The 23,019-nt window shown below is 66.1% G+C and carries 25 protein-coding genes and 1 tRNA gene; 9 read left to right on the top strand and 17 right to left on the bottom strand.

Annotation, left to right across the window (positions count from 1 at the left end):
* Positions 1-116 precede the first annotated feature (116 nt).
* The 10 genes from HU825_RS04240 to HU825_RS04195 form a co-directional block, all read right to left on the bottom strand.
* Complete coding sequence (locus HU825_RS04240) at positions 117-911, bottom strand: substrate-binding periplasmic protein (RefSeq protein WP_043295495.1); 795 nt, start codon at positions 909-911, stop codon at positions 117-119.
* 86 nt (positions 912-997) lie between these two features.
* Entirely contained in the window at positions 998-1,327 is a 330-nt protein-coding gene (locus HU825_RS04235; protein ID WP_234302973.1) for a DUF3325 family protein, read from the bottom strand.
* Positions 1,320-2,843, bottom strand: coding sequence for a PepSY-associated TM helix domain-containing protein (locus HU825_RS04230; RefSeq protein ID WP_234302972.1), 1,524 nt, complete (start codon positions 2,841-2,843; stop codon positions 1,320-1,322). Before HU825_RS04230 ends, HU825_RS04235 begins: the two co-directional genes overlap by 8 nt.
* A gap of 31 nt (positions 2,844-2,874) precedes the next feature.
* Positions 2,875-3,198: a hypothetical protein gene (locus HU825_RS04225; protein ID WP_043295187.1), complete on the bottom strand. Its 324-nt coding sequence runs from the start codon at positions 3,196-3,198 to the stop codon at positions 2,875-2,877.
* A gap of 17 nt (positions 3,199-3,215) precedes the next feature.
* A complete protein-coding gene (locus HU825_RS04220; RefSeq protein ID WP_043295189.1) occupies positions 3,216-5,348 on the bottom strand; it encodes a TonB-dependent receptor in 2,133 nt (710 codons plus the stop codon).
* Positions 5,349-5,600: 252 nt separating this feature from the next.
* A tRNA-Phe gene (locus HU825_RS04215) sits at positions 5,601-5,676 on the bottom strand.
* Positions 5,677-5,787: 111 nt separating this feature from the next.
* Entirely contained in the window at positions 5,788-6,060 is a 273-nt protein-coding gene (locus tag HU825_RS04210; protein ID WP_043295191.1) for an oxidative damage protection protein, read from the bottom strand.
* On the bottom strand, positions 6,057-7,124 hold the full coding sequence (gene mutY / locus HU825_RS04205; protein ID WP_043295192.1) for an A/G-specific adenine glycosylase: 1,068 nt from the start codon (positions 7,122-7,124) through the stop codon (positions 6,057-6,059). Before mutY ends, HU825_RS04210 begins: the two co-directional genes overlap by 4 nt.
* Positions 7,121-9,343: an AsmA family protein gene (locus HU825_RS04200; RefSeq protein WP_234302971.1), complete on the bottom strand. Its 2,223-nt coding sequence runs from the start codon at positions 9,341-9,343 to the stop codon at positions 7,121-7,123. Before HU825_RS04200 ends, mutY begins: the two co-directional genes overlap by 4 nt.
* A gap of 118 nt (positions 9,344-9,461) precedes the next feature.
* Positions 9,462-9,860, bottom strand: coding sequence for an acetyl-CoA sensor PanZ family protein (locus HU825_RS04195; protein ID WP_234302970.1), 399 nt, complete (start codon positions 9,858-9,860; stop codon positions 9,462-9,464).
* Between the two features lie 147 nt (positions 9,861-10,007).
* On the opposite strand from HU825_RS04195, the gene hisB reads away from it, so the two are divergent.
* The 6 genes from hisB (at position 10,008) to HU825_RS04165 (ending at position 13,992) form a co-directional block, all read left to right on the top strand.
* Positions 10,008-10,601 (top strand): imidazoleglycerol-phosphate dehydratase HisB, encoded by a 594-nt coding sequence (gene hisB / locus HU825_RS04190; RefSeq protein ID WP_043295197.1) that lies wholly within the window; start codon positions 10,008-10,010, stop codon positions 10,599-10,601.
* Entirely contained in the window at positions 10,601-11,239 is a 639-nt protein-coding gene (gene hisH, locus HU825_RS04185; RefSeq protein ID WP_054093919.1) for an imidazole glycerol phosphate synthase subunit HisH, read from the top strand. The genes hisB and hisH overlap by 1 nt, the downstream gene beginning before the upstream one ends.
* Complete coding sequence (locus HU825_RS04180) at positions 11,239-11,499, top strand: DUF2164 domain-containing protein (RefSeq protein WP_054093920.1); 261 nt, start codon at positions 11,239-11,241, stop codon at positions 11,497-11,499. Before hisH ends, HU825_RS04180 begins: the two co-directional genes overlap by 1 nt.
* 36 nt (positions 11,500-11,535) lie before the next feature.
* A complete protein-coding gene (gene hisA, locus HU825_RS04175; protein ID WP_138300632.1) occupies positions 11,536-12,279 on the top strand; it encodes a 1-(5-phosphoribosyl)-5-[(5-phosphoribosylamino)methylideneamino]imidazole-4-carboxamide isomerase in 744 nt (247 codons plus the stop codon).
* Between the two features lie 98 nt (positions 12,280-12,377).
* Positions 12,378-13,148, top strand: a complete 771-nt coding sequence (hisF, locus tag HU825_RS04170) for an imidazole glycerol phosphate synthase subunit HisF (protein ID WP_054093922.1) — start codon at positions 12,378-12,380, stop codon at positions 13,146-13,148.
* A 91-nt stretch (positions 13,149-13,239) separates the two neighbouring features.
* A complete protein-coding gene (locus HU825_RS04165; RefSeq protein ID WP_077682287.1) occupies positions 13,240-13,992 on the top strand; it encodes a substrate-binding periplasmic protein in 753 nt (250 codons plus the stop codon).
* A 16-nt stretch (positions 13,993-14,008) separates the two neighbouring features.
* Here HU825_RS04165 and HU825_RS04160 read toward each other — a convergent pair whose 3' ends face one another.
* The 6 genes from HU825_RS04160 to gpmI form a co-directional block, all read right to left on the bottom strand.
* Positions 14,009-14,866: an SPFH domain-containing protein gene (locus tag HU825_RS04160; protein WP_043295208.1), complete on the bottom strand. Its 858-nt coding sequence runs from the start codon at positions 14,864-14,866 to the stop codon at positions 14,009-14,011.
* A gap of 49 nt (positions 14,867-14,915) precedes the next feature.
* On the bottom strand, positions 14,916-15,359 hold the full coding sequence (locus tag HU825_RS04155) for an NfeD family protein (protein ID WP_043295210.1): 444 nt from the start codon (positions 15,357-15,359) through the stop codon (positions 14,916-14,918).
* Between the two features lie 109 nt (positions 15,360-15,468).
* Positions 15,469-16,278, bottom strand: coding sequence for a divergent polysaccharide deacetylase family protein (locus tag HU825_RS04150; RefSeq protein ID WP_234302969.1), 810 nt, complete (start codon positions 16,276-16,278; stop codon positions 15,469-15,471).
* On the bottom strand, positions 16,275-17,612 hold the full coding sequence (locus HU825_RS04145; RefSeq protein WP_077682284.1) for a S41 family peptidase: 1,338 nt from the start codon (positions 17,610-17,612) through the stop codon (positions 16,275-16,277). Before HU825_RS04145 ends, HU825_RS04150 begins: the two co-directional genes overlap by 4 nt.
* 26 nt (positions 17,613-17,638) lie before the next feature.
* Positions 17,639-18,892, bottom strand: coding sequence for a murein hydrolase activator EnvC family protein (locus HU825_RS04140; protein WP_234302968.1), 1,254 nt, complete (start codon positions 18,890-18,892; stop codon positions 17,639-17,641).
* A 133-nt stretch (positions 18,893-19,025) separates the two neighbouring features.
* Complete coding sequence (gene gpmI, locus HU825_RS04135; protein WP_234302967.1) at positions 19,026-20,576, bottom strand: 2,3-bisphosphoglycerate-independent phosphoglycerate mutase; 1,551 nt, start codon at positions 20,574-20,576, stop codon at positions 19,026-19,028.
* Between the two features lie 143 nt (positions 20,577-20,719).
* On the opposite strand from gpmI, the gene HU825_RS04130 reads away from it, so the two are divergent.
* From HU825_RS04130 to secB, 3 genes are read left to right on the top strand one after another with little or no spacing between them, the layout of a single operon-like run.
* Positions 20,720-21,133, top strand: a complete 414-nt coding sequence (locus HU825_RS04130; protein ID WP_054093928.1) for a rhodanese-like domain-containing protein — start codon at positions 20,720-20,722, stop codon at positions 21,131-21,133.
* Between the two features lie 2 nt (positions 21,134-21,135).
* The gene (grxC, locus tag HU825_RS04125; protein ID WP_043295223.1) at positions 21,136-21,390 is read left to right on the top strand and encodes a glutaredoxin 3; all 255 of its coding nucleotides are present in this window, start codon (positions 21,136-21,138) and stop codon (positions 21,388-21,390) included.
* Between the two features lie 48 nt (positions 21,391-21,438).
* Positions 21,439-21,924 (top strand): protein-export chaperone SecB, encoded by a 486-nt coding sequence (gene secB, locus HU825_RS04120; RefSeq protein ID WP_043295225.1) that lies wholly within the window; start codon positions 21,439-21,441, stop codon positions 21,922-21,924.
* A 62-nt stretch (positions 21,925-21,986) separates the two neighbouring features.
* On the opposite strand, the gene HU825_RS04115 is transcribed toward secB, so the two are convergent.
* Positions 21,987-22,967: an NADPH:quinone oxidoreductase family protein gene (locus tag HU825_RS04115; protein ID WP_054093929.1), complete on the bottom strand. Its 981-nt coding sequence runs from the start codon at positions 22,965-22,967 to the stop codon at positions 21,987-21,989.
* Positions 22,968-23,019: the final 52 nt, after the last annotated feature.

The following is a 23,019-nucleotide window of genomic DNA, read 5'->3' as shown; positions in this document are numbered from 1 at the left end:
CCTAGCACGCACCGGGGCATGCGCCAAGCGCGAAGAATGGCCAACTGGCCGGCTATGCGGGCGTAAAAGTGTCCATTTGCCTGCATCACCGTGCTGTGGCATTGCCGTGGGTCGCTTCAGAACGCCGCTTCGAGCTGGTAGCGTCGCAGGATCGCCGGCACCGTGCCGTCGGCGATAAGCGCCTCGAGCTGCGCCTCGAAGGCTTCGAACTGCGCCGTGCTGACCCGTTGGCGGGACAGGCCGATGCCGTAGGACACCGGTTGCAGCTCGCCGACCTCGCGCAGCTGATCGAGCCGTTCGGTTTCGATCAGATGCCAGGCCACGTCCTGATTGAGCACCGCCAGCCCCTGACTGCCGAAACGTCCGGCTTCGAGCATGCGCAACAGGCGGCGGTTGTCCGCGACCAGTCGGATCGAGACGCCGGGCACTTGTTGCAGGCGCTCGCGCAGGGCGAACGAGGTACCTGAGGGGCCATAGACGCCGATGGTCTTGCCGGCCATGTCCTGCGGCTGGTGGTAGACGAACGTGCTGGAGCGGGGGGCGTACACGCTGTAGCGCGAGGTGGTGAGCATGCGCGTGATATGGAAGGCGTGCTCGCGGCGCGGCGAGTGGATCACCGTGAAGATGCCGTCCACCTTGCCCTCTTCGGCCAGCGCCAGCGCGCGGCGCCACGGGTATACGCTGATCGGGCAATCGCGGTGCAGCCGCGCGCAGACGGCCTGGACGATGTCGACGAACGGACCGGCCGCCGCCACGCCGCCAGTATCGGCCGAGGCCGCGCGCTGCCCGACGGTTGCGGCAGGGTAGGTGAACGGCGGAAAGTCCTCGGTGACGAATTCCCAGGCGCCGGCCGGATTCGTCAGCACGATCAGCGCCAGCGCGCACAGCGATTTCGTGGGGGATGACGACAAGGTGCGCTCCTGCTTGCACAACGGACTGCGGGTGCCGGGGGGGCAACGAGGCGGTAAAGGCATTCTGCCCGGCTCGTTGCAGCAGCCTAGCGCAGTTCGTTGGCGTCGGCATGCTCGGTGCCTGTTCGCAGCAGCCAGCGCAGCCAATGTGGCCTCCAGCTCAGCGTCTGGGCCACGCAGAACGCCGCCGCGCTCAGCAGCAGCAGCCAGAGCAGGGTGCCGAAACCGCCGCCTTCGGTCACCAGCAGCAGCACCAGACTGCTGCCCAGCAACGTAGCGCTAGTCGCCCGCGTGTAGCGCGCAGGTGAGGCGCCGGGGGCGACCGCCTGCCGGTGTACCGGCTGCGCCAGCGCCAGCCGGGCGAAAGCCAGGTAGGCGAACAGGAACGCCAGCAGCGCCGGCCAGAGATCAGCCAATCGCTCGCTCCCTGGTTATGGGCTGCGCGGACCGTTGCAGGCGCCGTGCGCCGAGCAGACAGAGTCCCGCCAGCGCCAGCAACATCAGGTCCATGCCGGCGACCGCCGCCGGGCCGGTGCTCAGGCTGCGCAGCAGGTGGTCACCGGTGGTCAGCCCGTTCAGCAGCACCGCCAGCAGCGCCAGGCCCGCGGCCAGCTGCAGCTGCTCGCGCCAGGCCTGCGCCGGTCGCCACGCGGCATGCGCCAGGGCTAGCAGCCAGGCGCCGAAGAACGCCTGAACTTCCAGCGTTGCGCGGCGTGGCGGCGCGACGATATCCACCGGCAGCAGGCGATTGGCGACGAAGAAGGCCAGCGTCGCAATCACCAGCCCGACGCAGGCGGCGACCGTGAGCGCCTCGACCAGCCGCGCGCCGCGGCGTCCCTGGCGCGCGTGGCGGGCGCGTCGGGCACCGGTCCAGAACAGCAGGCCGCTGCCGATCAGCAGGCAGCCGCCGAGGCCACCGGCGAAGTACAGCCAGCGCAGCGTCCAGTGCTCGAACTGGACGAAATGCAGGCCGGTGAGAAAGCGCTGCACGCCTACTACCGGCGGCGTGCGGTGCTGCTGCAGCAGTGCGCCGGTGACGCCGTCGAAGACCAGCCGATCGACGTTCATGCTCACCTCGCGGGCAAACGAGCGGCGGATTTCGACGTACGCGGCGCGGTCGCCCGGATGCCAGACGCGTAGCTGGTAGGCCGTGCCTGGCTGGCCGTCCTGCTCCCAGCGCCGCGCGGCCTGGCGCAGCATGGCGTCCAGCGAGCCCAGCGGTGTCGCCACGCCGCTGGCCGGGCGGGCGTAGCTACCGAGCGCCTCGGCCTGCAGCTGCGTGCGATCCTCGGGATAGAGGCTCTGCGCGACGCCGGGAAAGTAGACCAGACAGAAGATCGCCAGCCCGGACAGGCTGATGAGGAAGTGGAATGGCAGCACCAGCACGCCGGTGAGGTTGTGCAGATCGAGCAGGCTGCGCTGCAGCCGCTTGCGCGGCCGGAAGGTGAAGAATTCGGCGATCAGCTTGCGATGCGCCACCACACCGGAGACCAGCAGCATCAGCATGCCCATGCCCGCCGCGCCCACCAGCCAGTAGCCGAGGTCGCGCCAGCGCAGATGCAGGCTGAAGTGGAACGGGAAGAGGAAGCGCGTACCGGCCCAGCTGCCCTCGTCGGGCAGCAGTGCGCCGGTGCGCGGATCGATATGCCGACGTACCGGCCCCTGCACGGGGTCCTGGTAGTCCAGCTGCAGCGTCGGCGTGCGCGCCGTCGGCAGGCTGAGTGTCCATGCCGGTGCTGTCGCGATCAACGATTCGGCCTCGCCGTGCAGCAGACGATCCAGTGACAGCGCCACCGGTGGCGCGGGCAGGCGGGTCGCCGGCTGCATCCAGCGGTCGATTTCGCGGTCGAACAGCGACAGCGAGCCGGTCCAGAAAATCACCAGCAGCACGCCGCCGAGCAGCACGCCGGCCCAGCTGTGCAGCCAGGTCATGGAGCGACGCACGCCGCCGCCCGCTTCCATCTCAGCGACCACCCGCAGGCGCGGCGTTCAGCAGCGCCTGCAGCAGCAGACCGCCGCCGGTGCCGCCCAGCAGCAGCGCATACAGGCGCCACAGCCGTGGCTCGCAGAAGCTCCACAGCAACAGCGCCAGGTACAGCGGCAGGGCGAGCAGGCTGCCCAGGTACACCGCCTCGCTGCGCGGCATGCCGAGCAACGTGGCGAGCAGTGCGGCAGCGGCGGCTAGCGCAACGGTGCATAGATAGCCACCGCCGAGCGCCGCGCACAGGCGCAGCAGCAGGCGAGCGCGCGGATGGCCGCCCGTCCCGGCCTGGCGGGTGGTGTTCATCGAGGAGCCCCGCGCAATCAGAAGCTGACCTGATAGCCGAGCGTGAGCGTGCGCCCGCGTCCGTTGAACACCCGGCCGTTACGGGTCACGTCCGAGCCTGTGTTGGCCGCTTGCGAGTAGTAAGTCAGGTAGTCGCGATCGAGCAGGTTCTCGATACCGAGGCTGACCTCGCCGACCGGCAGACGATAGCCGACGGACGCATCCACCAGCGTATAGCCGTCGAAATTCAGCCCGGCCTGGTCGAAGTCGCGGCTGGCGTAGTGGTTGGCCTGCAGCAGGCTGTGCAGCCGATTGTTCCAGTTGGCCTGCCAGCCGAGGCCGTAGCGATCCGGCGAGATGTTGGCGCCATCCAGATCGGTATCGACATCGCCGTCGCCATCGGTATCGGACTGGCCGTTGACCTGCGCGTAAGTGAGGGTCATGCGGTGCGCGTCGTTGATCTGCCAGCCGCCGGTGAACTCGATGCCGTCGATCTCGGTGCGCTCGCGGCGAATCTGGTAGACGCCGCCGACGCTGTCCAGGCGCGAGCCGAGGTCGGCATCCGATTCGTAGTAGCTGATTTCGGCATCGAACGGGCCATGCTTCAGGCGCAGGCCGATCTCGCGGTTCTCGGTGACGATCGGCTGCAGGTCGAGGAAATTGTCCACGCGCGTGCCCGGCGTGCCGATGCCACGCAGCACACGGCCGACATCCGGCATGCCGAAGCCCTCGGAATAGTTGCCGAACAGCTGCGCCCAGTCGTTCATCTGCCAGACCAGGCCGGCGTTGTAGAGCGTTTCCTCGAAGTTCGGCTGGCCACCTTCGACATCCACACCGCCCAGCGCCGGGTTGGTTGAGGCGATGGTGCGGAAGCTGTCGACCTCGAGTTCGGCGAACTCATGGCGCACGCCGGTGAACAAGGTCAGTTGTTCCAGGAGGCGAATTTCCGCCTGCAGGAAGGGTGCGTAGTTGCGGAACACGGTCTCCGGCACCCACTCGCGATCGGTGAGGATCAGCTGCTGGCTGGTGGTGTCCTGTAGCACGTCGAGGCCGCCGGTGAGCTTGAGGTGATTGTCCAGCAGGCCGTCGCGGCTCAGGGTCAGCTTGCCACCGTACTTGTCCGACTCGTTTTGCGACTGGTCGAACAGCGTGCCGGCCGGAGCGATGCTGGTGTCCTGGAAGGTGCCGTTGTAACCACCGCCGAAACGACCGCGAAAGCGCTGCGAGTACAGCTGCAGGCCCAGTTCGTTGCCGTAGAGGTCGGCGTGCTTGTAGGACAGACTGGTCGCCAGCACCTCGTTCTGCGGCGCCTTGCCCAGCGGGTCGCCCTTGCGCGAGGTGGCTGGAATGCCGGCGTTGGCATTGCCCGGAACGTTGACGTACTCGTGTTCGCCCTCGACCTCGTAGCGGTTCACCATCAGACCGATGTTCTGATTGTCATCCAGCCAGTAGCCGAGTTTGAGCAGCAGGTCATGGCTGGTTGAATCCATCACGTCGCCCTGGGTGTCGTCGACGCCGATCAGGTCGCCGTTGGCGTCGTAGAACATGCCCTGGCTCTGCCAGCTGGCGGAGGCCAGGTAGTCGAAATTGCCCTGCGTGCCCTCCACGCGGTAGTCGAGTTTGTGCCCCAGACCCTCGGACTGATAATCGGTGGGTGCGGTAAAACTGATGCCCGCGTGCTGGCGCAGCGTGCCGCTGGCCGGTCGGCGGGTGACGTAGTTGATGATCCCGCCGGTGGCGCCGAGGCCGTGCTCGGCACTGGCGCCGTGAATCACCTCGATGCGTTCGACCATCGACAGATCGATGACATAGCCGTCGCGCTGGCTGTCGCGCAGCGGTGTGGACTGCGGTACGCCGTCGATGAGGATCAGCGCCGAGCGGCCGCGGAAGGTTTCGCCGGCGCTGCTCATCTTCTGCCGGCTGGGTGAGTAGGAGGGAATCAGATTGCTCAGCACGGCGCCGTGGTCGGAGGTGATCGCCAGCTGCTGCTCGATCTGCTCACGGCTGATCACGGTGATCTTCTGCGGCGTCTTGCCGGCTTCGCTGCGCGCCCGCGTCGCGCTGATGGTGACGGCTTCGAGCTCGGTTGCCTCTTCGGCAACCGCTGGCAACGAGCAGAACGACAGGCTCGCGAGCGAGATGGACAGGCACAGACAGGATTGGCGGTACACGAAGGGGACGCTCCCGATGTTGGTGTTGTGGGCGAGATCGGGGCGGGAATTTAAATCAAATGCAAATCAATGTCATTAACATGTGTTTACATTTCGTATTGTCGATCTACAGCAAGCGCCGCGGCTGGGCCGCTACTGCGAGGGGCGGCGAATCGACGGAGGGAAGGGTAAATCGCAGACAACAAAAAACCCGCACGGGGCGGGCTTCTTGTGGGCTTTCGGATGATGCTGACACCACCTGAAAACGAAAGGTGGTGCCCAGGGACGGAATCGAACCGCCGACACGGGGATTTTCAATCCCCTGCTCTACCGACTGAGCTACCTGGGCAACGGGGCGCTATTAGACGGATTTGGCTTTTGCCTGTCAAGCGCGCCCAGGAAAAAAATTAACCTGGACGGGCGCTTAGCGTCGCGATGCATTGATTGGCGGTTTCGCCGGTTATTCGCTCGGGGGCACGTAGCCTTCGGCCTTGGCGTAATCCTCACCGGAGAAGAACTTGTCCATCTCGCCCTGGAGGAACTTGCGGTCTTCGGCGTTCATCATGTTCAGCCGGCGCTCGTTGATCAGCATGGTCTGGTGTTTCTGCCAGTCGTCCCAGGCTTTGCGGGAGATGTTGTTATAGATCTCTTCGCCCTTGGCGCCCGGATACGGCGGGCGCTCGAGGCCGGGGAGTTCTTGCTGGTACTTGCGGCACATCACGGTGCGGGTCATGGCATTTCTCCTGCGTTCAATTCGGCGCTGGCGCGCTTGAGCAGTTTCTTCACCGGCGCGGCAAGGCCGACGCGTGGCGGGGTGGCGAGGTTATACCAGAGCCAGTCGGCCTCGGCCACGGCGCCGGCGGCGGACTTGACCTCGATCAGCCAGGGTTCGATGGCGAGCTGGAAGTGGCTGAACGTGTGCGTCAGCCCGGGCAGCTCGCGACGCTCGCCGAGCTGCAGAGCGTGGCGTTCGGCCAGCGTGTCGAGGGCGGCCAGACCGTCCAGCTCCGGCAGGCTCCAGAGGCCGCCCCAGAGTCCGCTGGGCGGACGCCGGTAGAGCAGGATGGCACCCTCGCGGCTGGCCAACAGTGGCATCAGGGTGCGCTTCTGCGGCAGCGCCTTGCGCGGTTTGGGCACCGGGAACGCGGTTTCACGTCCGAGCAGGTGGGCACGACAGCCGTCCTTCAGCGGACAGAGCAGGCAGCTCGGCTTGCTGCGGGTGCACAGCGTGGCACCGAGGTCCATCATCGCCTGGGTGTAGTGGTTGACCCGTTGCTGTGGGGTGAAGCGCTCGGCGACTTCCCACAGTTGACGCGCAACCTTCGGCTCGCCGGGATACCCATCCTGCGCGACATAGCGCGCCAACACGCGCTTGACGTTACCGTCGAGAATCGGCGCGCGCAGGCCCATGCTGATGCTGGCGATGGCTCCGGCGGTGGAACGGCCGATGCCGGGGAGCTCGGCGAGCTGGTCGACATCGGCCGGAAATACGCCGCCATGTTCGGCCACGACGCGCTTGGCGGTCTTGTGCAGATTGCGTGCGCGGCTGTAGTAGCCGAGGCCGGTCCACAGGTGCAGCACTTCGTCCTCGCCGGCGGCGGCCAGCGCTTCGACAGTGGGCAGCGCTTCCATGAAACGGTCGAAGTAGCCGAGCACGGTACTGACCTGGGTCTGCTGCAGCATGATCTCCGACACCCACACCCGGTACGGCGTGATGCCCTGCTGCCAGGGCAGATCCTTGCGGCCGTGGCGGTCGAACCAGTCGAGGACCGCCGCGCCGAACTGCTCGGGACTCATCGTTTGAACAGGCCCTTGAGCGCGTCCTTGAGTTCCGGGCTGACCTTGTCGCCGAGCTTCTCCTCGATCTTCTCGTTGAGCTTCTCGCCGGCCAGCTTTCCGGCGACCTTGCCCAATGCGTCCTTGTCGAAGCGGCAGGCCTTGGCGCCCAGCTCCAGCGGGCCGCGGCAACGCAGCGGCCACTCGATGCCTACGTAGCGCTCGTTAACCTGGCAGGCGGGGTCCGGCATGGCGCCCTTGTCGCCCTCGACGAGGATGCCGACGCGGTAGTCCATGCCCAGCACGCGCAGGTCGACATCGCCGTTGCCGTTGACCGTCAGGCCGGGAATGCTGGCCTTGAGGTCGGGGTTGCTGGCGACGCCGTCGCGTACGCTCAGGTTGCCGCGCAGCTCGCGGAACGGTGTGTCCTTGCTGCGTGGCTCGCTGGTCAACGGCTTGCGGTTGAGGGTGGCGATGGCGCGGCACAGCTGCTGCTCGAGGTTGGCATCGACCAGCACGCCGTTGTCGACGAGGAAGCCGGCCTTGCCGTTGAGGTTGTCGATCCAGTCCTTCTGGCTGTTGCCCTGCGTGCGCAGGTCGCTGTCGAGGTTGAGCTGGCCCTTGAGCGTGACTTTCTCGCCCTGGCTTTCCAGCAGGCGTTCGACCGGTACGCTGCTGAGCTGCATTTGCATACTCAGTTGCGCAAGCGCCGGGCGAACATCGAGGCTCGCCGCGCTTTCCACCCGGCCGCCAAAGAGATTGCCGCGCAGCGTCTGCAAGTCGAGCAGGCCGCCCTTGCCGCGCGCCTTGAGCACGAAGTTCTCCAGCGGCAGCTTGCGCAGGGTAAGGCTGCCGACGCTGAGATCGAGGTTGCCGTCCAGGCTGCGCAGGCGCTCGATCGGCAGCAGCTTTTCACTGCTCCAGGCGTGCTGGGTCGGTTTGTCTGGCAGCGGCGTGGTGCCGTTGCCAAGCGCCGCGGCCTCGCTGGCCTTCACTTCGCCCTGGCGCGCGGTGTCCTGTGCGGTTTCCTTGGCGACCGGCGGCAGGTAGCGGTCGAGGTCGAGGCGATCGCCCTTGAGTTCCACACGCAGGGCCTGACGCGCGAAGTCGCTGAGGCCGAGGGCGCCGGTGAAAGTACTGTCGTCCAGCTTCAGGGTGGCCTCTTCGAGGATCAGGCTGTTCTGGCTGCCGGTCAGGCGGCTCATTAGCTCGATCTTGCTCAGTGCGCCGCTATCGGCCGTGACCGGCAGCGGCTGGCCGATGCCTTCGAGGAACTGGCGCAGGTTGAATTGCGCCACCGTCAGCGCGCCGCCGAGCTTGGGCTGGCCGTCCAGGTCGCGCACCTTCAGTTCGCCAAGTCCGCGCAGCTCGTTGGCGGTGAACTTGAGGCCGTTCCATTCGGCGACCTGCGCGGCGCGGTCGACCAGCAGCTGACCCTGGGCGCTGAAGTTCAGGGTCTTGCCCTGCAGCGGCTCACCCGAGGCCTCGCCGCTCAGGCGCAAGTCTTCGAGCTGGTAACGCTTGAGCTGGTTGTCGAAGCGCAGCGCGCCCTGCAGTTCGGTACGGGCGCGCATCACCGGCTTGTTGCTGCCGAAGAAGGCATTGAGCTTGAGCGGGATGGCACTGCCTTCGCGGATCGCGCCGGTACTCAGTTCGATGCTTTCGGCGCTGTACTGCTGGCCGCTGCGGGCATCCTGATAGGTGACCCGGGCGTCGCTGACGGTGAGGCTGTCGATGTCCAGCTTGAGCGGTTTGCCGCTTTTGCCCGCAGCGGGCTCGGCTGGCTCGGCCGGCGTCGCGACGGCCGGTGCCGGCTGGGGGGTGGCGGGCTGTGCTGGCGGCTGGCCGATGCCTTCCCAGTTGCCGCGGCCCTGCTGGTCGCGACTGAGGGTCAGGTTGAGGCCGTTGACGGTGATGTCGCTCATCTGCACTTCGCGCTGCAGCAGCGGCAGTACGCGCACCGAGAGGCCGAGCATGCGCAGGTCGGCAAGCGGCTGGTCGGGCGTCTGTGTGCTCGCCAACGTGGTCTCGTGCAACTCCAGGCCGAGCCAGGGGAACAGGCTCCAGCCGATGTCGCCGTTGATGGTGAGTTCCAGACCAGCCTTGTCGCGCGCCAGCTGGCGGATTTCGTCCTTGTAGTCGTTGGGATCGAATAGGTGGGTCAGGGCGAACCCTGCCGCCACGACGATCAGCAACAGCCCGAGAATGACCAGACCCAGGATTTTGCCGAGCGATTTCATGGACCAATCCTTGTATTAGAGCGTTCTGAAAAGAGGCGAAGTATAGCCCTGTGCCAGCGCCACGTTCGGCGCACGGTCGGCTTTGGAGTGGCTGACCGGGAGCGGGTTCCGCGTCCGGTCAGAGCGGGTCCAGCGGCAGGTGCAGACGCGCCGCCAGTGCGCTGGCCTCCAGGTGGCCGGCGGGCGCCGCCAGGCGCAGCGGCTTGCCGGCTTGCGCTGCCAGGCGCTGGGCTTCTTCCAGCAGCCGGCGGCCGACGCCGCGCTGGCGGGTGAGCTTGCGCACGCACAGGTGCGACAGGCGCCAGACGCTGTCTCCACGCTGCAGCACGGCGGCGCCGAGCAGGCGATCGTTGAAGCGCCCGGCGATCAGGCTGCCGTCGGCCAGCGCCGACTCGATCAGCGCTTCGGCACTGGCATGGGGGGTGAGCAGCCAGGCCGGGGCGTCGGCATAGATCTTCGCCAGGTCGCTGCGATCCTGCGGGCTGGGTTGGGTAACGGTTTCGACGTAGACGGGCATGTTGACCTGACGACTGCTGGCGGAGTGACGCCAAGCATACCGCCGAAGGCAGCGGGCCGCACGGCGCGCGGGCGCTGGCATATCCCCGCTGCGACATTTGGGCCTATAATGCAGCCCTTTTCGCCCCACGATCAGCGGAGCTGTTGGATGTCCGAACGTACGGCTTGCGTAGAGCGCAACACCCTGGAAACCCAGGTCAAGGTCACCATCAATCTGGATGGCACCGGCAAGGCGCGCTTCGCCATCGGCGTGCCCTTCCTCGAGCACATGCTCGACCAGATCGCCCGTCACGGGCTGATCGACCTGGATATCGAGTGCAACGGCGACCTGCACATCGACGACCACCATACCGTGGAGGACGTCGGCATCACCCTCGGCCAAGCTTTCGCCAAGGCCATCGGCGACAAGAAAGGCATGACCCGCTACGGGCATTCCTACGTGCCGCTGGACGAGGCGCTGTCGCGCGTGGTGATCGACTTCTCCGGGCGTCCCGGTCTGACCATGAACGTGCCCTACACCCGCGCGGTGGTCGGCAAGTTCGACGTCGACCTGTTCCAGGAATTCTTCCAGGGCTTCGTCAATCACGCGCTGGTGACCCTGCACATCGACAACCTGCGCGGCACCAACACCCACCACCAGATCGAAACCGTGTTCAAGGCCTTCGGCCGCGCGCTGCGCATGGCCATCGAGCTCGATCCGCGCATGGCCGGGCAGATGCCGTCCACCAAAGGGTGCCTGTAATGCAGACCGTCGCCGTCATCGACTACGGCATGGGCAACCTGCACTCGGTGGCCAAGGCGCTGGAGCACGTCGGCGCTGGCCGCGTGCTGATCACCAGCGATGCGCAGGTCATCCGTGAAGCCGACCGCGTGGTGTTTCCCGGCGTCGGCGCGATTCGTGACTGCATGGCCGAGATTCGCCGTCTGGGCTTCGACGAACTGGTCCGCGAAGTCAGCCAGGACCGTCCGTTCCTCGGCATCTGCGTCGGCATGCAGGCGCTGATGGAGCGCAGCGAGGAGAACGACGGCGTCGATTGCATCGGTCTGTTCCCCGGTCAGGTGCGCTTCTTCGGCAAGGACCTGCACGAGGACGGCGAGCACCTGAAGGTGCCGCACATGGGTTGGAACGAGGTCAGGCAGGTGGTCGACCATCCGCTCTGGCACAACATCCCGGACAACGCCCGCTTCTACTTCGTGCACAGCTATTACATCGAGGCCGGCAATCCGCGCCAGGTGGTCGGTCGCGGCCATTACGGCAAGGACTTCGCCGCCGCGCTGGCCGATGGCCCGCGCTTCGCCGTGCAGTTCCACCCGGAGAAGAGCCACACCCACGGCCTGCAGCTGCTGCAGAACTTCGCCGCCTGGGATGGCCGCTGGTAATGAGCCGGGCCAAGGGCAGGCCGCCGGTCCTGACGCTGGATGCCGCTCAGGAGCAGGCGGCGCAACAGGTCATCAAGCGCTTTCTGCAAGAGCGGTTCGAACTCGAGCTGGGCTCGTTCGAGGCGCAGGAAGTGCTCGATCTGTTCGCCCGGGAAATCGCGCCGCTGTATTACAACAAGGCGATCTTCGACGTGCAGAGCCACCTGAAGGAACGGTTCGAGAGCATCGAAAGCGACTTGTGGGCGCTCGAGAAGAGCTGACCCTTAACCGACACTTGATTTGAACAGGTTCAAGCCATGCTGATTATCCCCGCTATCGATCTCAAGGACGGCGCCTGCGTACGTCTGCGCCAGGGCCTGATGGACGACGCCACGGTGTTCTCCGATGACCCGGTGGCCATGGCCGCCAGGTGGGTCGAGGCCGGCTGCCGTCGCCTGCACCTGGTCGACCTCAACGGCGCCTTCGAAGGCCAGCCGGTCAACGGCGAGGTGGTCACCGCCATCGCCAGGCGTTACCCGGACCTGCCGATCCAGATCGGCGGCGGCATTCGTACCCTGGAAACCATCGAGCACTACGTGCGCGCCGGCGTCAGCTACGTAATCATCGGCACCAAGGCGGTCAAAGAGCCGGAGTTCGTCACCGAGGCCTGCCGCGCCTTCCCGGGCAAGGTCATCGTCGGCCTCGATGCGAAGGACGGCTTCGTCGCCACCGATGGCTGGGCCGAAGTCTCCAGCGTGCAGGCCGTCGATCTGGCCCGCCGCTTCGAGGCCGATGGCGTCTCGGCGATCGTCTACACCGACATCGCCAAGGACGGCATGATGCAGGGCTGCAACGTCGAGGCGACCGTGGCGCTGGCCAATGCCAGCCGCATCCCGGTAATCGCTTCCGGCGGCATCCACAACATCGGCGACATCCAGAAGCTGCTCGACACCAACACCCCGGGCATCATCGGTGCCATCACTGGCCGGGCGATCTACGAAGGCACGCTCGACGTCGCCGAGGCGCAGGCGCTCTGCGACCTGAAGTACAAGGACGAGTGATTTGCTGAACTGCGGTGGATCGGTGAAGCGCGATCCACCCTACACGCTACCTGCAGCTTGAAGCCTGCGGCTTGAAGAAGCCGCTTTCGGAGAAAGCCATGGCCCTGGCCAAACGCATCATTCCCTGCCTCGACGTGGACAACGGCCGCGTGGTCAAGGGCGTCCAGTTCGAGAACATCCGTGACGCCGGCGACCCGGTGGAGATCGCCCGCCGCTACGACGAGCAGGGCGCCGATGAGATCACCTTCCTCGACATCACCGCCAGCGTCGACAACCGCGACACCACGCTGCACACCGTCGAGCGCATGGCCAGCCAGGTATTCATCCCGCTGACCGTGGGCGGCGGCGTGCGCAGCGTGCAGGACATCCGCAACCTGCTCAATGCCGGCGCCGACAAGGTCTCGATCAACACCGCCGCGGTGTTCAACCCGGATTTCGTCGGCGAGGCCGCGGACCGTTTCGGCTCGCAGTGCATCGTGGTCGCTATCGACGCCAAGAAGGTCTCCGCGCCAGGCGAGCCGGGCCGCTGGGAAATCTTCACCCATGGCGGGCGTAAGCCCACCGGCCTGGATGCAGTGGCCTGGGCGAAGAAGATGGAAGCCCTCGGCGCTGGCGAAATCCTGCTGACCAGCATGGACCAGGACGGTGTGAAGAGCGGCTACGACCTGGGCGTCACCCGCGCCATCAGCGAAGCGCTGTGCATCCCGGTGATCGCCTCCGGTGGCGTCGGCAACCTGCAGCACCTGGCCGATGGCATCCTCGAGGGCAAGGCCGATGCGGTGCTGGCCGCGAGCATCTTCCACTTCGGCGAATACACCATCCCGGAAGCCAAGGCCTACCTGGCCGCCCGCGGCATCGTGATGCGCTGATCGCGGCGTGCTACCGAGCGAAAGGCCTCGCTCTCGATGCATGGACACGTCCGCGGTAATGCGGATAAGCACAAAAAAAGAGGATTCACGCATGTTCAGAGCTGTCATTTCCCTCGCGGCCGCGGCGCTGCTGTTCGGCGCCGTGCAAGCCCATGCCCAGACGCCGGCGAAGATCGACCTGCTGACGGAAAACTTCCCGCCCTACAACATGGCGGACGACGGCAAGAACTTCGCCCGTGACGAGCACATCACCGGCATCGCCGCCGACATCGTGCGCGAAATGTTCAAGCGTGCCGGCATCGAGTACACGCTGACGCTGCGTTTCCCTTGGGAACGGATCTACGGCATGGCGCTGGAGCAGGCCAACTATGGGGTATTCGTCACCGCGCGCTTGCCCGAGCGCGAGGCGCTGTTCAAGTGGGTCGGCCCGATCGGTCCGGACGATTGGGTGCTGCTGGCACGGGGCGACAGCCCGATCAGTGTGACCAGTCTGGAACAGGTCCGTCAGTACCGTGTGGGCGCCTACAAAGGCGATGCGATCGGCGAGCATCTGCAAGCGCAGGGGCTGCAGCCGGAGCTGGCGCTACGCGACCAGGAAAACGTCCGCAAGCTGATGGACGGCAAGATCGATCTCTGGGCCACCGGCGATCCGGCCGGACGCTTCCTGGCGCGGCAGGACGGCGTCACCGGGCTCAAGCGCGTGCTGCGCTTCGAAAGCGCCGAGCTTTATCTGGCGCTGAACAAGCAGACCGACGAGCAGATCGTGCAGCAACTGCAGCAGGCTCTGGATCAGATGCGCGCCGAGGGCGTGGTCGAGGCGATCAACGCGCGTTACCTGCAATAGCAAAGGCGCCCCGGTGTTACAGCTTGGCCTTGCCGAGCAGCCCGCCCAGCGTCGCCTGCAGGTCGGCCGGCAGCACCACCATTTTGGCGTTGCCGCTGCCGGCAAGACTCTCCAGCGAGGCGATGTACTTCTCGCCGAGCAGATACATCATCGGTCCGCTATCGCTGCCGATGGTTTCGGCAACCAGCCGGATCGCCGTGGCCGAGGCGGTAGCCAGTTCCACCTGCGCCGAGGCGTCGCGCTTGGCCGACTCCAGGCGGGCTTCGGCCTCGAGGATCGCCGCCTGTTTGGCACCTTCGGCGCGGGTGACGGTGGCCTTGCGCTCGCGCTCGGCAGCCGCCTGCATCTCCATCGCCCGCTGCATGGATTCGGACGGCGAGATGTCCTGAATCTCGATGCCCTTGACCGTCAGCCCCCAGTCGCCAGCCTGCTCGGCCATGCTGTCGCGCAGCTTGGCCTTGATGATGTCGCGCGAGGACAGCGCCTCGTCCAGCTCCATCTCGCCGATGATCTGGCGCAGGGTGGTCTTGGTCAGGTTGGAGATCGCCGACTTGTAATCGGTGACGCCGTAGACCGCCTTAACCGGATCGGTGACCTTCACGAAGCACAGCGCATTGGTAAGGATCACCGCGTTGTCCTTGGTGATCACCTCCTGCTGCTCGATGTCGAGAATCTGGTCCTTGGTCACCAGCTTGTAGGCGACGTTGTCCATGTACGGGATGAGGATGTTGAGGCCGGGGATCAGCGTGCGCTGATAACGGCCCAGGCGCTCGACGATCCATTCGTCGCCCTGCGGAACCAGGCGTACGCCTTTGGCGATGGTGGTGAGGACGAGTACCACAACGACGATCGCAATGATCAGACCGGGTGTCATAAACAGCTTCCTTGTTGAGTGAGTTGTTCCGCTTGCACCGCGAGCCGCGTCAGGCCCGGGCGACTTTCACACTGTTGCCGTCGAAGGCGACGATGCGCACCCGCTCGCCGGCGGGAATCGCTTCATCGGCCATGCAGTTCCACTGCTCGCTGCCGAGGATCGGCTTCTGGAAGCGCACCTTGCCATGCTGGAAGGGGGCGACTGCGCTGACCAGCAGACCTACCTCACCGATGACCTCGCCCTGCGCGGTGCCGGACTGCGTCTTCAGCCGGGCGCCGGCGAACAGCTTGAACCAGAGCGCAACCATCACCAGTGACGCGCCGCTCCACAGCGCGATCTGCGCGGTCAGCGAAAGATCGGGCAGCAGCCACATCGCCAGCGCGACTAGCAGCGCGCCGACGCCGAACCAGAGAATGAAGAACGAGGGCACCACCAATTCCATGAGAATCAGCACGGCGCCCGCGACGATCCAGTACCACCATTGAATATCCATGCGTTTCCCTGCGGCAGAGTCGTGCTCCGGTCGCTCCGACCGGATGCTGGCCTAGGTTATACGCAGGCTCGGCTGGCAGCACGTCGACTTCGCTGCTTTTGCGCAGGCCTCAACGATAAATCCCACCTGTACCGTGGGCCGCCATCGCCCGGTTGCCGCGGATGGCGATCATCTGGCCGATATCGACCCACTCGATCCCGAGCTCCGCCAGGCGGGGTAGCTCGCGTTCCAGCAGCGCCAGCGTGCTGTCGTAGGGATGACCGATGAGCACCACCGAACCCTGCCGGCGCGCCAGTGCGATTGCCGTCTGGAAGCGTTCGGCAACCGCCTGCGGGCTGGCATCGTCATCGAGGAAGACGTCGCGCGACAGGCTTGCCAGCTGCTCGCGCTGGGCGCTGGCGGCGGCGACGGTGCGTGGGCTGGTGCGGCTGTCGAGAAAGAACAGATGGCGCCGCTGCAGTTCGCGCATCAGCTCGGTCATCGCCTGCGGCTGCGTGGTCATGACGCTGCCCATGTGATTGTTCACGCCGCTGGCGTATGGCACCGCCAGCAGCGCCGCCTGCAGTCGGCGCTGGAGCTCGGCGTGCGGCAGGTTTGGCTGCCAGGCGAAGCGACCGTTGGCGGGCGCCATCGGCAAGTGCAGCAGCACGGTCTTGCCGGCGCGGTGGGCCTGTTCGGCGAGGCTGGTGGCGTGACGGGTATCCGGCAGGATCGCCAGCGCCACCGGCCCCGGCAGCGCCAGAACGCGGCGATCGCGCGCGGGATGCTGGCCGAGATCGTCGATGATCAGGCTCAGCCGCGCCGGCCTGGCGGCTGTTGCGGGCGTGGCGCCTGCTAGGCCGCCGGCCAGCGCCGCGCTGCTCAGCAGGCCGAGCAGCAGGCCCAGGCGCAGTGCGGTGCGACGGCAGGCGCCGGTCATTGACCGCGGGTGAGGTTCAGCCCCTTGAGCAGGTTGAGCGCCTGGCCCAGCTGATAATCATCGTCCTGCGGGCGTGGCGAATCGCTGACCACCTGCGTGCTGCTCGGACGATCCGGGCCGCCGTTGCCGTTACCCAGGTGGCCGGCCAGATCCGCCTCGCGCAGATTGTCGCCGGCCTGCTCGCGGGTCAGCTTGGCACGCGCGACCTCGATGTCCGGCACGATGCCCTGGGCCTGGATCGAACGGCCGTTGGGGGTAAAGTACAGCGCGGTGGTCAGCTTCAGGGCGCGGTCGTTGTTCAGCGGCAGCACGGTCTGCACCGAGCCCTTGCCGAAGCTGTCGGTGCCCATCACCACGCCGCGCTTGTGATCCTGCAGCGCGCCGGCGACGATCTCCGAGGCCGAGGCGCTGCCGCCATTGATCAGCACCACCAGCGGCACATGCTCGCTGGCATCGGCCGGATCGGCATTGAAGCGCAGTTCGGAATTGGCGATGCGGCCCTTGGTGTAGACGATCAGGCCCTTGGTGAGGAAGTGGTCGGACACCTCGACCGCCGCCTGCAGCACCCCGCCGGGGTTGTTGCGCAGGTCGAGCACCAGACCGCTGAGCTTCTTACCGTCGTTGGCCTTCTTCAGGCGCGCCAGCGCCTTGCCGACTTCCTCGCCGGTGTTGATCTGGAACTGGGTGATGCGCAGGTAGCCGTAGCCGGGTTCGAGCAGCTGGCTCTTGACGCTCTGTACCTTGATCACCGCGCGTGTCAGCTTGACGTCGAACGGCCGCCCGGCTTCGCGCACCAGGGTCAGGGTGATGCTGCTGCCGGGCTTGCCGCGCATCTGCGCGACGGCGTCCATCATCGACAGGCCCTTGGTCGGCTTGCCATCGATCTTGACGATCAGGTCGCCGGCCTCGATGCCGGCGCGCGAGGCCGGGGTATCGTCGATCGGCGAGACCACCTTGATCAGGCCATCCTCCTGGCCCACCTCGATGCCCAGCCCACCGAACTCGCCGCTGGTGCTTTCCTGCAGCTCGGCGAAGGCCTCGGGCTCGAGATAGGCCGAATGCGGATCGAGGTTGCTGAGCATGCCCTTGATGGCGTTCTCCAGCAGCGTCTTGTCGTCGACCGGTTCGACATAGGCGGCCTTGATGCGGTCGAGCACCTCGGCGAAGGTGCGCAGCTCTTCCAGTGGCAGCGGCGCCTTGTTCTTCGACGCCTCCAGCGCCACCGGAGCAGCTGGCTCAGCCGCCGGCTGCTGCGCCCAGGCGCTGCCGTGCAGCCCCAGCACTACGGCCAGAGCGAGCGTGGAGGGTTGGGCGAAACGGCGCAGGTGCAGCATGTCGAACTCCAATTGTGAGGGCGGCGCTAACCTTGCGCGCGGCACCATTGAGCGGGGTCGCTGGGGCGGCCTTGCTGGCGGATGGCGAAATACAGCGCGGCCGCTTCCTGGCCGCCGCTGGTTCCCACGGTGGCGATCGGCTCGCCGGCCTTGACGATATCACCAGCGTCCTTGAGCAGGCTCTGGTTATGTCCGTACAGCGTCAGGTAGCCGTTGCCGTGGTCGAGAATCACCAGCAGGCCGGCGCCGCGCAGCCAGTCGGCAAAGACCACGCGACCGCCATGCACGGCGCGCACCTGGCTGCCGACGGCGGCGCCGATCAGCACACCGTCCCACTTGGTTCGAGCGTCGCCGCCGCGTGGAGTGCCGTAACGGGCGACCAAGCGGCCGTCGACCGGCCACGGCAGCTTGCCCTTGGCCTGCGCGAACGGGCCGCCGAAGCTGGCACCGCTGCTGGAAACCAGCGGGCCGGGCGTAACCTTCGCCCCGGCCTGGCGCTGTTGCTGCTGGCGCTCGCGTTCGGCAAGCAGCGCACGCTGGCGGGCCTGCTCGGCCTCGCGCGCCTGCCGTGCCAGGGTTTCCTCGATGGTCTTGAGCACGCGTTCCAGCTGCGCCTGTTCCTGTCGGCGGGCCTGCAACTTCTGTTCGCGGGTGGAAAAATCGCTGCTGAGTTTGGCGAGCGCCTGCTGGCGCTCCTTGCGCACTTCGGCCAGTTGGTCGCGCCGTTCGCGCAGGCCGTCCTGCTGTTGCGCCAGCTTGGAGCGCTGCTCCTCGATACCGGCTTCGACATTGGCCAGCTGGCGCAGCGTCTCGTTGAAGTTCGCCACCTGCTCGAAACGGGCCTTGTTCAGGTAGTCGTAATAGGTGAGGGTGCGGCTGAATTTTTCCGGGTTCTGCTGGTTCAGCAGCAGTTTGAGATATTCCTGACGACCGTTCTGGTAGGCGGCGCGGGCCTGGGTGCCGATCAGGCGCTGCTGCTCGAGGCGCGCGCCTTCGAGCGTGGTTTTCTCTTCGTTGAGCCGGTCCAGCTCCGCCTCGCTGCGGTCGATTTCCTGCTGCAGGGTATCGACCTGCTTTTCCAGCTCGCCCATCTCGCTCTCGGTCGTCTTGAGCTGCTTCTGCACGCCGGATTTTTCCTGCTCGATCTGCTTGAGCAGCTTCTGCAGTTCGGCGATGTCCTGGCGCGCGGCTTCGATCTGCTGGCGCGCGGCGGCGCGTTCGTCGGCGTTAGCCGTGCCGAGCAGGCAGAGGAGAGCGAGAACGAGAAGGGAGCGAGGCATGGGAGCGCGTCAACCGAGCGTTATGACCGGCGTAGTATGCCGAAAAAAGCGGTTGCAAGCTGCAAGCTGCAACCGCAGGCAAAGGTGAACGAGCAGAGCGGCGAGCGGGCCGTGCGCGCACCGCTGACCGCCTTCAGCCGTTCAGCTCGACGATTGAGCGTCCGGTCATCTCCGCCGGCACCGGCATTCCCAGCAGGGTCAGCATGGTCGGCGCGACATCCGCCAGCACTCCGCCTTCGCGAATGCGAACGTTGCGCTTGCCGATATAGATGAACGGTACCGGCTCACAGGTATGCGCGGTGTGCGCCTGGCCGGTCATGACGTCTTCCATCTGCTCGACGTTGCCGTGGTCGGCGGTCAGCAGCGCTTCGCCGCCGACCTTGTCCAGCGCTGCGACGATGCGCCCGACGCAATGGTCGAGACATTCGACTGCCTTGACTGCGGCCTCGAACACGCCGGTATGACCGACCATGTCGCCGTTGGCGTAGTTGACGATGATGACGTCGTAACGCTGGTTCTCGATGGCGTCGACGATGCGGTCGGTAACCTCCGGAGCGCTCATCTGCGGTTGCAGGTCATAGGTGGCGACCTGTGGCGACGGGATCAGGATGCGTTCCTCGCCCGCGAACGGCTCCTCGCGACCGCCGGAGAAGAAGAAGGTCACGTGCGCGTACTTCTCGGTCTCGGCGATGCGCAGCTGGGTCTTGCCGTTCTTGGCCAGGTACTCGCCGAGCACGTTGGTCAACGCTTCCGGAGCGAAGGCAGCCGGCGCCGGAATGCTCGCGGCGTACTGGGTCAGCATGACGAAACCGGCCAGCTGCGGCACGCGGGCGCGCTGGAACTCCTTGAAATCAGGCTCGACGAAGGTGCGGGTCAGCTCGCGCGCGCGGTCGGCGCGGAAGTTCATGAATACCACGGCATCGCCATCCTCCACGCGTACCGATTCGCCGATGGCGGTGGCCTTGACGAACTCGTCGCTTTCGCCGCGCGCGTAGGCGGCGTTCAAGCCGTCCATGGCAGTGGTGGCGCGGTATTCCGCCGTGCCGTCGACGATCAACCGATAGGCCTGCTCGACGCGGTCCCAGCGATTGTCACGATCCATCGCGAAATAGCGCCCGACCAGGCTGGCGATGCGGCCCTTGCCGAGGCGGGCGAAGGTTGCATCGAGCAGTTCGATGGAGCTCTGGGCGCTTTTCGGCGGCGTGTCGCGTCCGTCGAGGAAGGCGTGCAGGTAGATCTTCTCGGCGCCGCGCCGGGCCGCCAGTTCGGCCATCGCGACCAGATGATCCTGGTGGCTGTGCACGCCACCGTCGGAAAGCAGGCCGAGGATATGCACCGCCTTGCCGGCACCGACGGCCTTGTCGACCGCACCGCAGATGGCCGGATTGGCGAAAAACTCGCCGTCGCGGATCGCCTTGGTGACCCGGGTGAAGTCCTGATACACCACGCGACCGGCACCGAGGTTCATGTGGCCGACCTCGGAATTGCCCATCTGCCCGTCCGGCAGGCCCACGTCCATGCCGCTGCCGGAGATCAGACCGTGCGGCTGGGTGGCACGCAGGTGATCGTAGACCGGGGTGTGGGCTGCATGAATGGCGTTGAACTCGGGACTGTCGCTGTGTCCGAAGCCGTCGAGAATGATCAGAACCAGGGGTTTGGGCACGGCGGTAGGCACGACGGACATGCGTTCGGGCTCCTTGCGAAGGGCAGGGTAAAAAAGGCCGCCAGTCTACTGGCTGGCCGGGCCGAGGTCACGATTGGGCAGGGTTCAGCCGGGCTGGGGGCCTGTGTATACTGGCCCGCATTTTATCGCCTGGGTACCTGTTGATGCTCGCTAACCTGATTGAATTTGCCTCTAACCACTATGTACTCGTCACGATCTTCGTGGCGCTGCTGGTCCTGCTGGCTATTACCGAGGCCCGCAAGGGTGGCAAGAGCCTGAGTACCCGCGAGCTGACCGCGTTGGTCAACAGTGGCGAAGGCGTGGTGTTGGACGTGCGGCCGAAGAAGGAGTTCGACACCGGCCACATCGTCGATGCATTGAACGTTCCCCACGACAAGCTGGTCAGCCGCACCAGCGAGCTGGAAAAGCACAAGGCCAAGACGCTCATCGTGGTCGATGCTATGGGCCAGCACGCCGGAACGGCCTGCCGCGAGCTACAGAAGGCGGGCTTCACGGCCGTCAAGCTGTCAGGAGGGATTTCCAGCTGGCGCGGCGACAACCTGCCCGTGGTCAAGTGAACATGCCCAACGTCGTCATCTATACCACTGCCTGGTGCCCCTACTGCCTGCGCGCCAAGGCGTTGCTGGACAGCAAGAACGTGGCCTACGAAGAAATTCCCGTCGACGGCAACCCGACGCTGCGCGCCGAGATGGCCAGCAAGGCCGGGCGTACCTCGGTACCGCAGATCTGGATCGGCGAGCGGCACATCGGTGGCTGTGACGACCTCGTTGCGCTGGAGCGCGCCGGCCGGCTCGATCCGTTGCTGCAGGCGTGACCGCCGTCCGGCACCTCTAATACGAAACGCACAACAGAAGGCTCAGATATGACCGAACAAGCAAACAACGGCGCTGCGGCGCAGAACGAGCAGGGGCCGCAATTCTCCCTGCAGCGCATCTATGTTCGCGACCTCTCGTTCGAGGCGCCGAAGAGCCCGGAAATCTTCCGCCAGGAGTGGAATCCCAGCGTCTCGCTGGACCTGAACACCCGGCAGAAGGCGTTGGAAGGCGATTTCCATGAAGTGGTGCTGACGCTCTCGGTCACCGTCAAGACCGGCGAAGAAGTCGCCTTCATCGCCGAAGTGCAGCAGGCCGGCATCTTCCTGATCAAGGGCCTGGACGCCGCGTCCATGAGCCACACGCTCGGCGCCTTCTGCCCGAACATCCTGTTCCCCTACGCCCGCGAAACCCTGGACAGCCTGGTGACTCGCGGCTCGTTCCCGGCGTTGATGCTGGCGCCGGTGAACTTCGATGCGCTCTATGCCCAGGAAATGGCGCGCATGCAACAAGAGGCCGGACAGCCCCAGCACTGATCCGTTGCCGCGTGGGGGTGTGGCTCGCCAACAGGCCAGCCACCCTCGACCGCCGCCGGCCCTCAGCGCACTTGCACCACCAGCTTGCCCACCGCTTTGCGCTGCCCGAGCATGGCGATTGCCTCGGCAGTTTGCTCCAGGGCGAAGCGTTGTGAGATCAACGGCCGCAGTCGGCCCTCGGCATGCCAGGCAAACAGTTGCTGGAAATTGGCGGCATTGTCCTGCGGTTGGCGCTGGGCGAACGCCCCCCAGAACACACCGACCAGAGCCGCACCCTTGAGCAGCGGCAGGTTGGCCGGCAGCGCCGGGATATCGCCTCCAGCGGCGAACCCCACCACCAGCATGCGGCCGTTCCAGGCAATGCTGCGAAACGCCTCCTCGAACAGCTTGCCGCCGACCGGATCGTAGATCACGTCTACGCCCTGCCCGCCAGTCAGCTCCTTGAGCCGGTCGCGCAGGCTCTCGGCACTGTAGTTGATCAGTTCGTCGGCGCCGGCCTGCTTCGCCACGTCCAGTTTCTCGGCACTGGAAGCGGCGGCAATCACCCGGGCTCCCATCGCCTTACCGATCTCTACCGCCGCCAGGCCGACACCGCCGGCCGCACCGAGTACCAGCAGGGTTTCGCCCGGTTGCAGGTTGCCACGCTGCTTGAGCGCATGCATCGAGGTGCCGTAGGTCATGCCGAAGGCGGCCGCGGTGGCGAAGTCCATCTGCGCCGGAATCGGCAGCACGTTGTACGCCGGTACGGCCACCTGCTCGGCGAAGCTGCCCCAGCCGGTCAGTCCCATGACCCGGTCACCGACCCGTAGATGGCTGACCTTGTCGCCAATCGCGGCGACCACGCCGGCCGCCTCGCCGCCGGGTGAAAACGGCAGCGGCGGCTTGAACTGGTACTTGCCTTCGATGATCAGGGTGTCGGGGAAGTTGACGCTGGCGGCGTGGACGTCGAGGAGGATCTCGTTGGGTTTAGGCGTCGGGCTGGCGACTTCCTCGACGACCAGGTTCTCGGCCGGGCCGAAGCTTTTGCACAGGACAGCTTTCATCGGATTTCCTTCGTGATGATCGGTTGGCGCGCGCAGCGCCGCGTAGTCGCGG

It is taken from the genome of Pseudomonas phenolilytica, assembly GCF_021432765.1.
Classification (GTDB): Bacteria; Pseudomonadota; Gammaproteobacteria; order Pseudomonadales; family Pseudomonadaceae; genus Stutzerimonas; species Stutzerimonas phenolilytica.
Note: the sequence above shows the minus strand (reverse complement) of the source record. Positions and strands in the feature narration are given on the sequence as shown.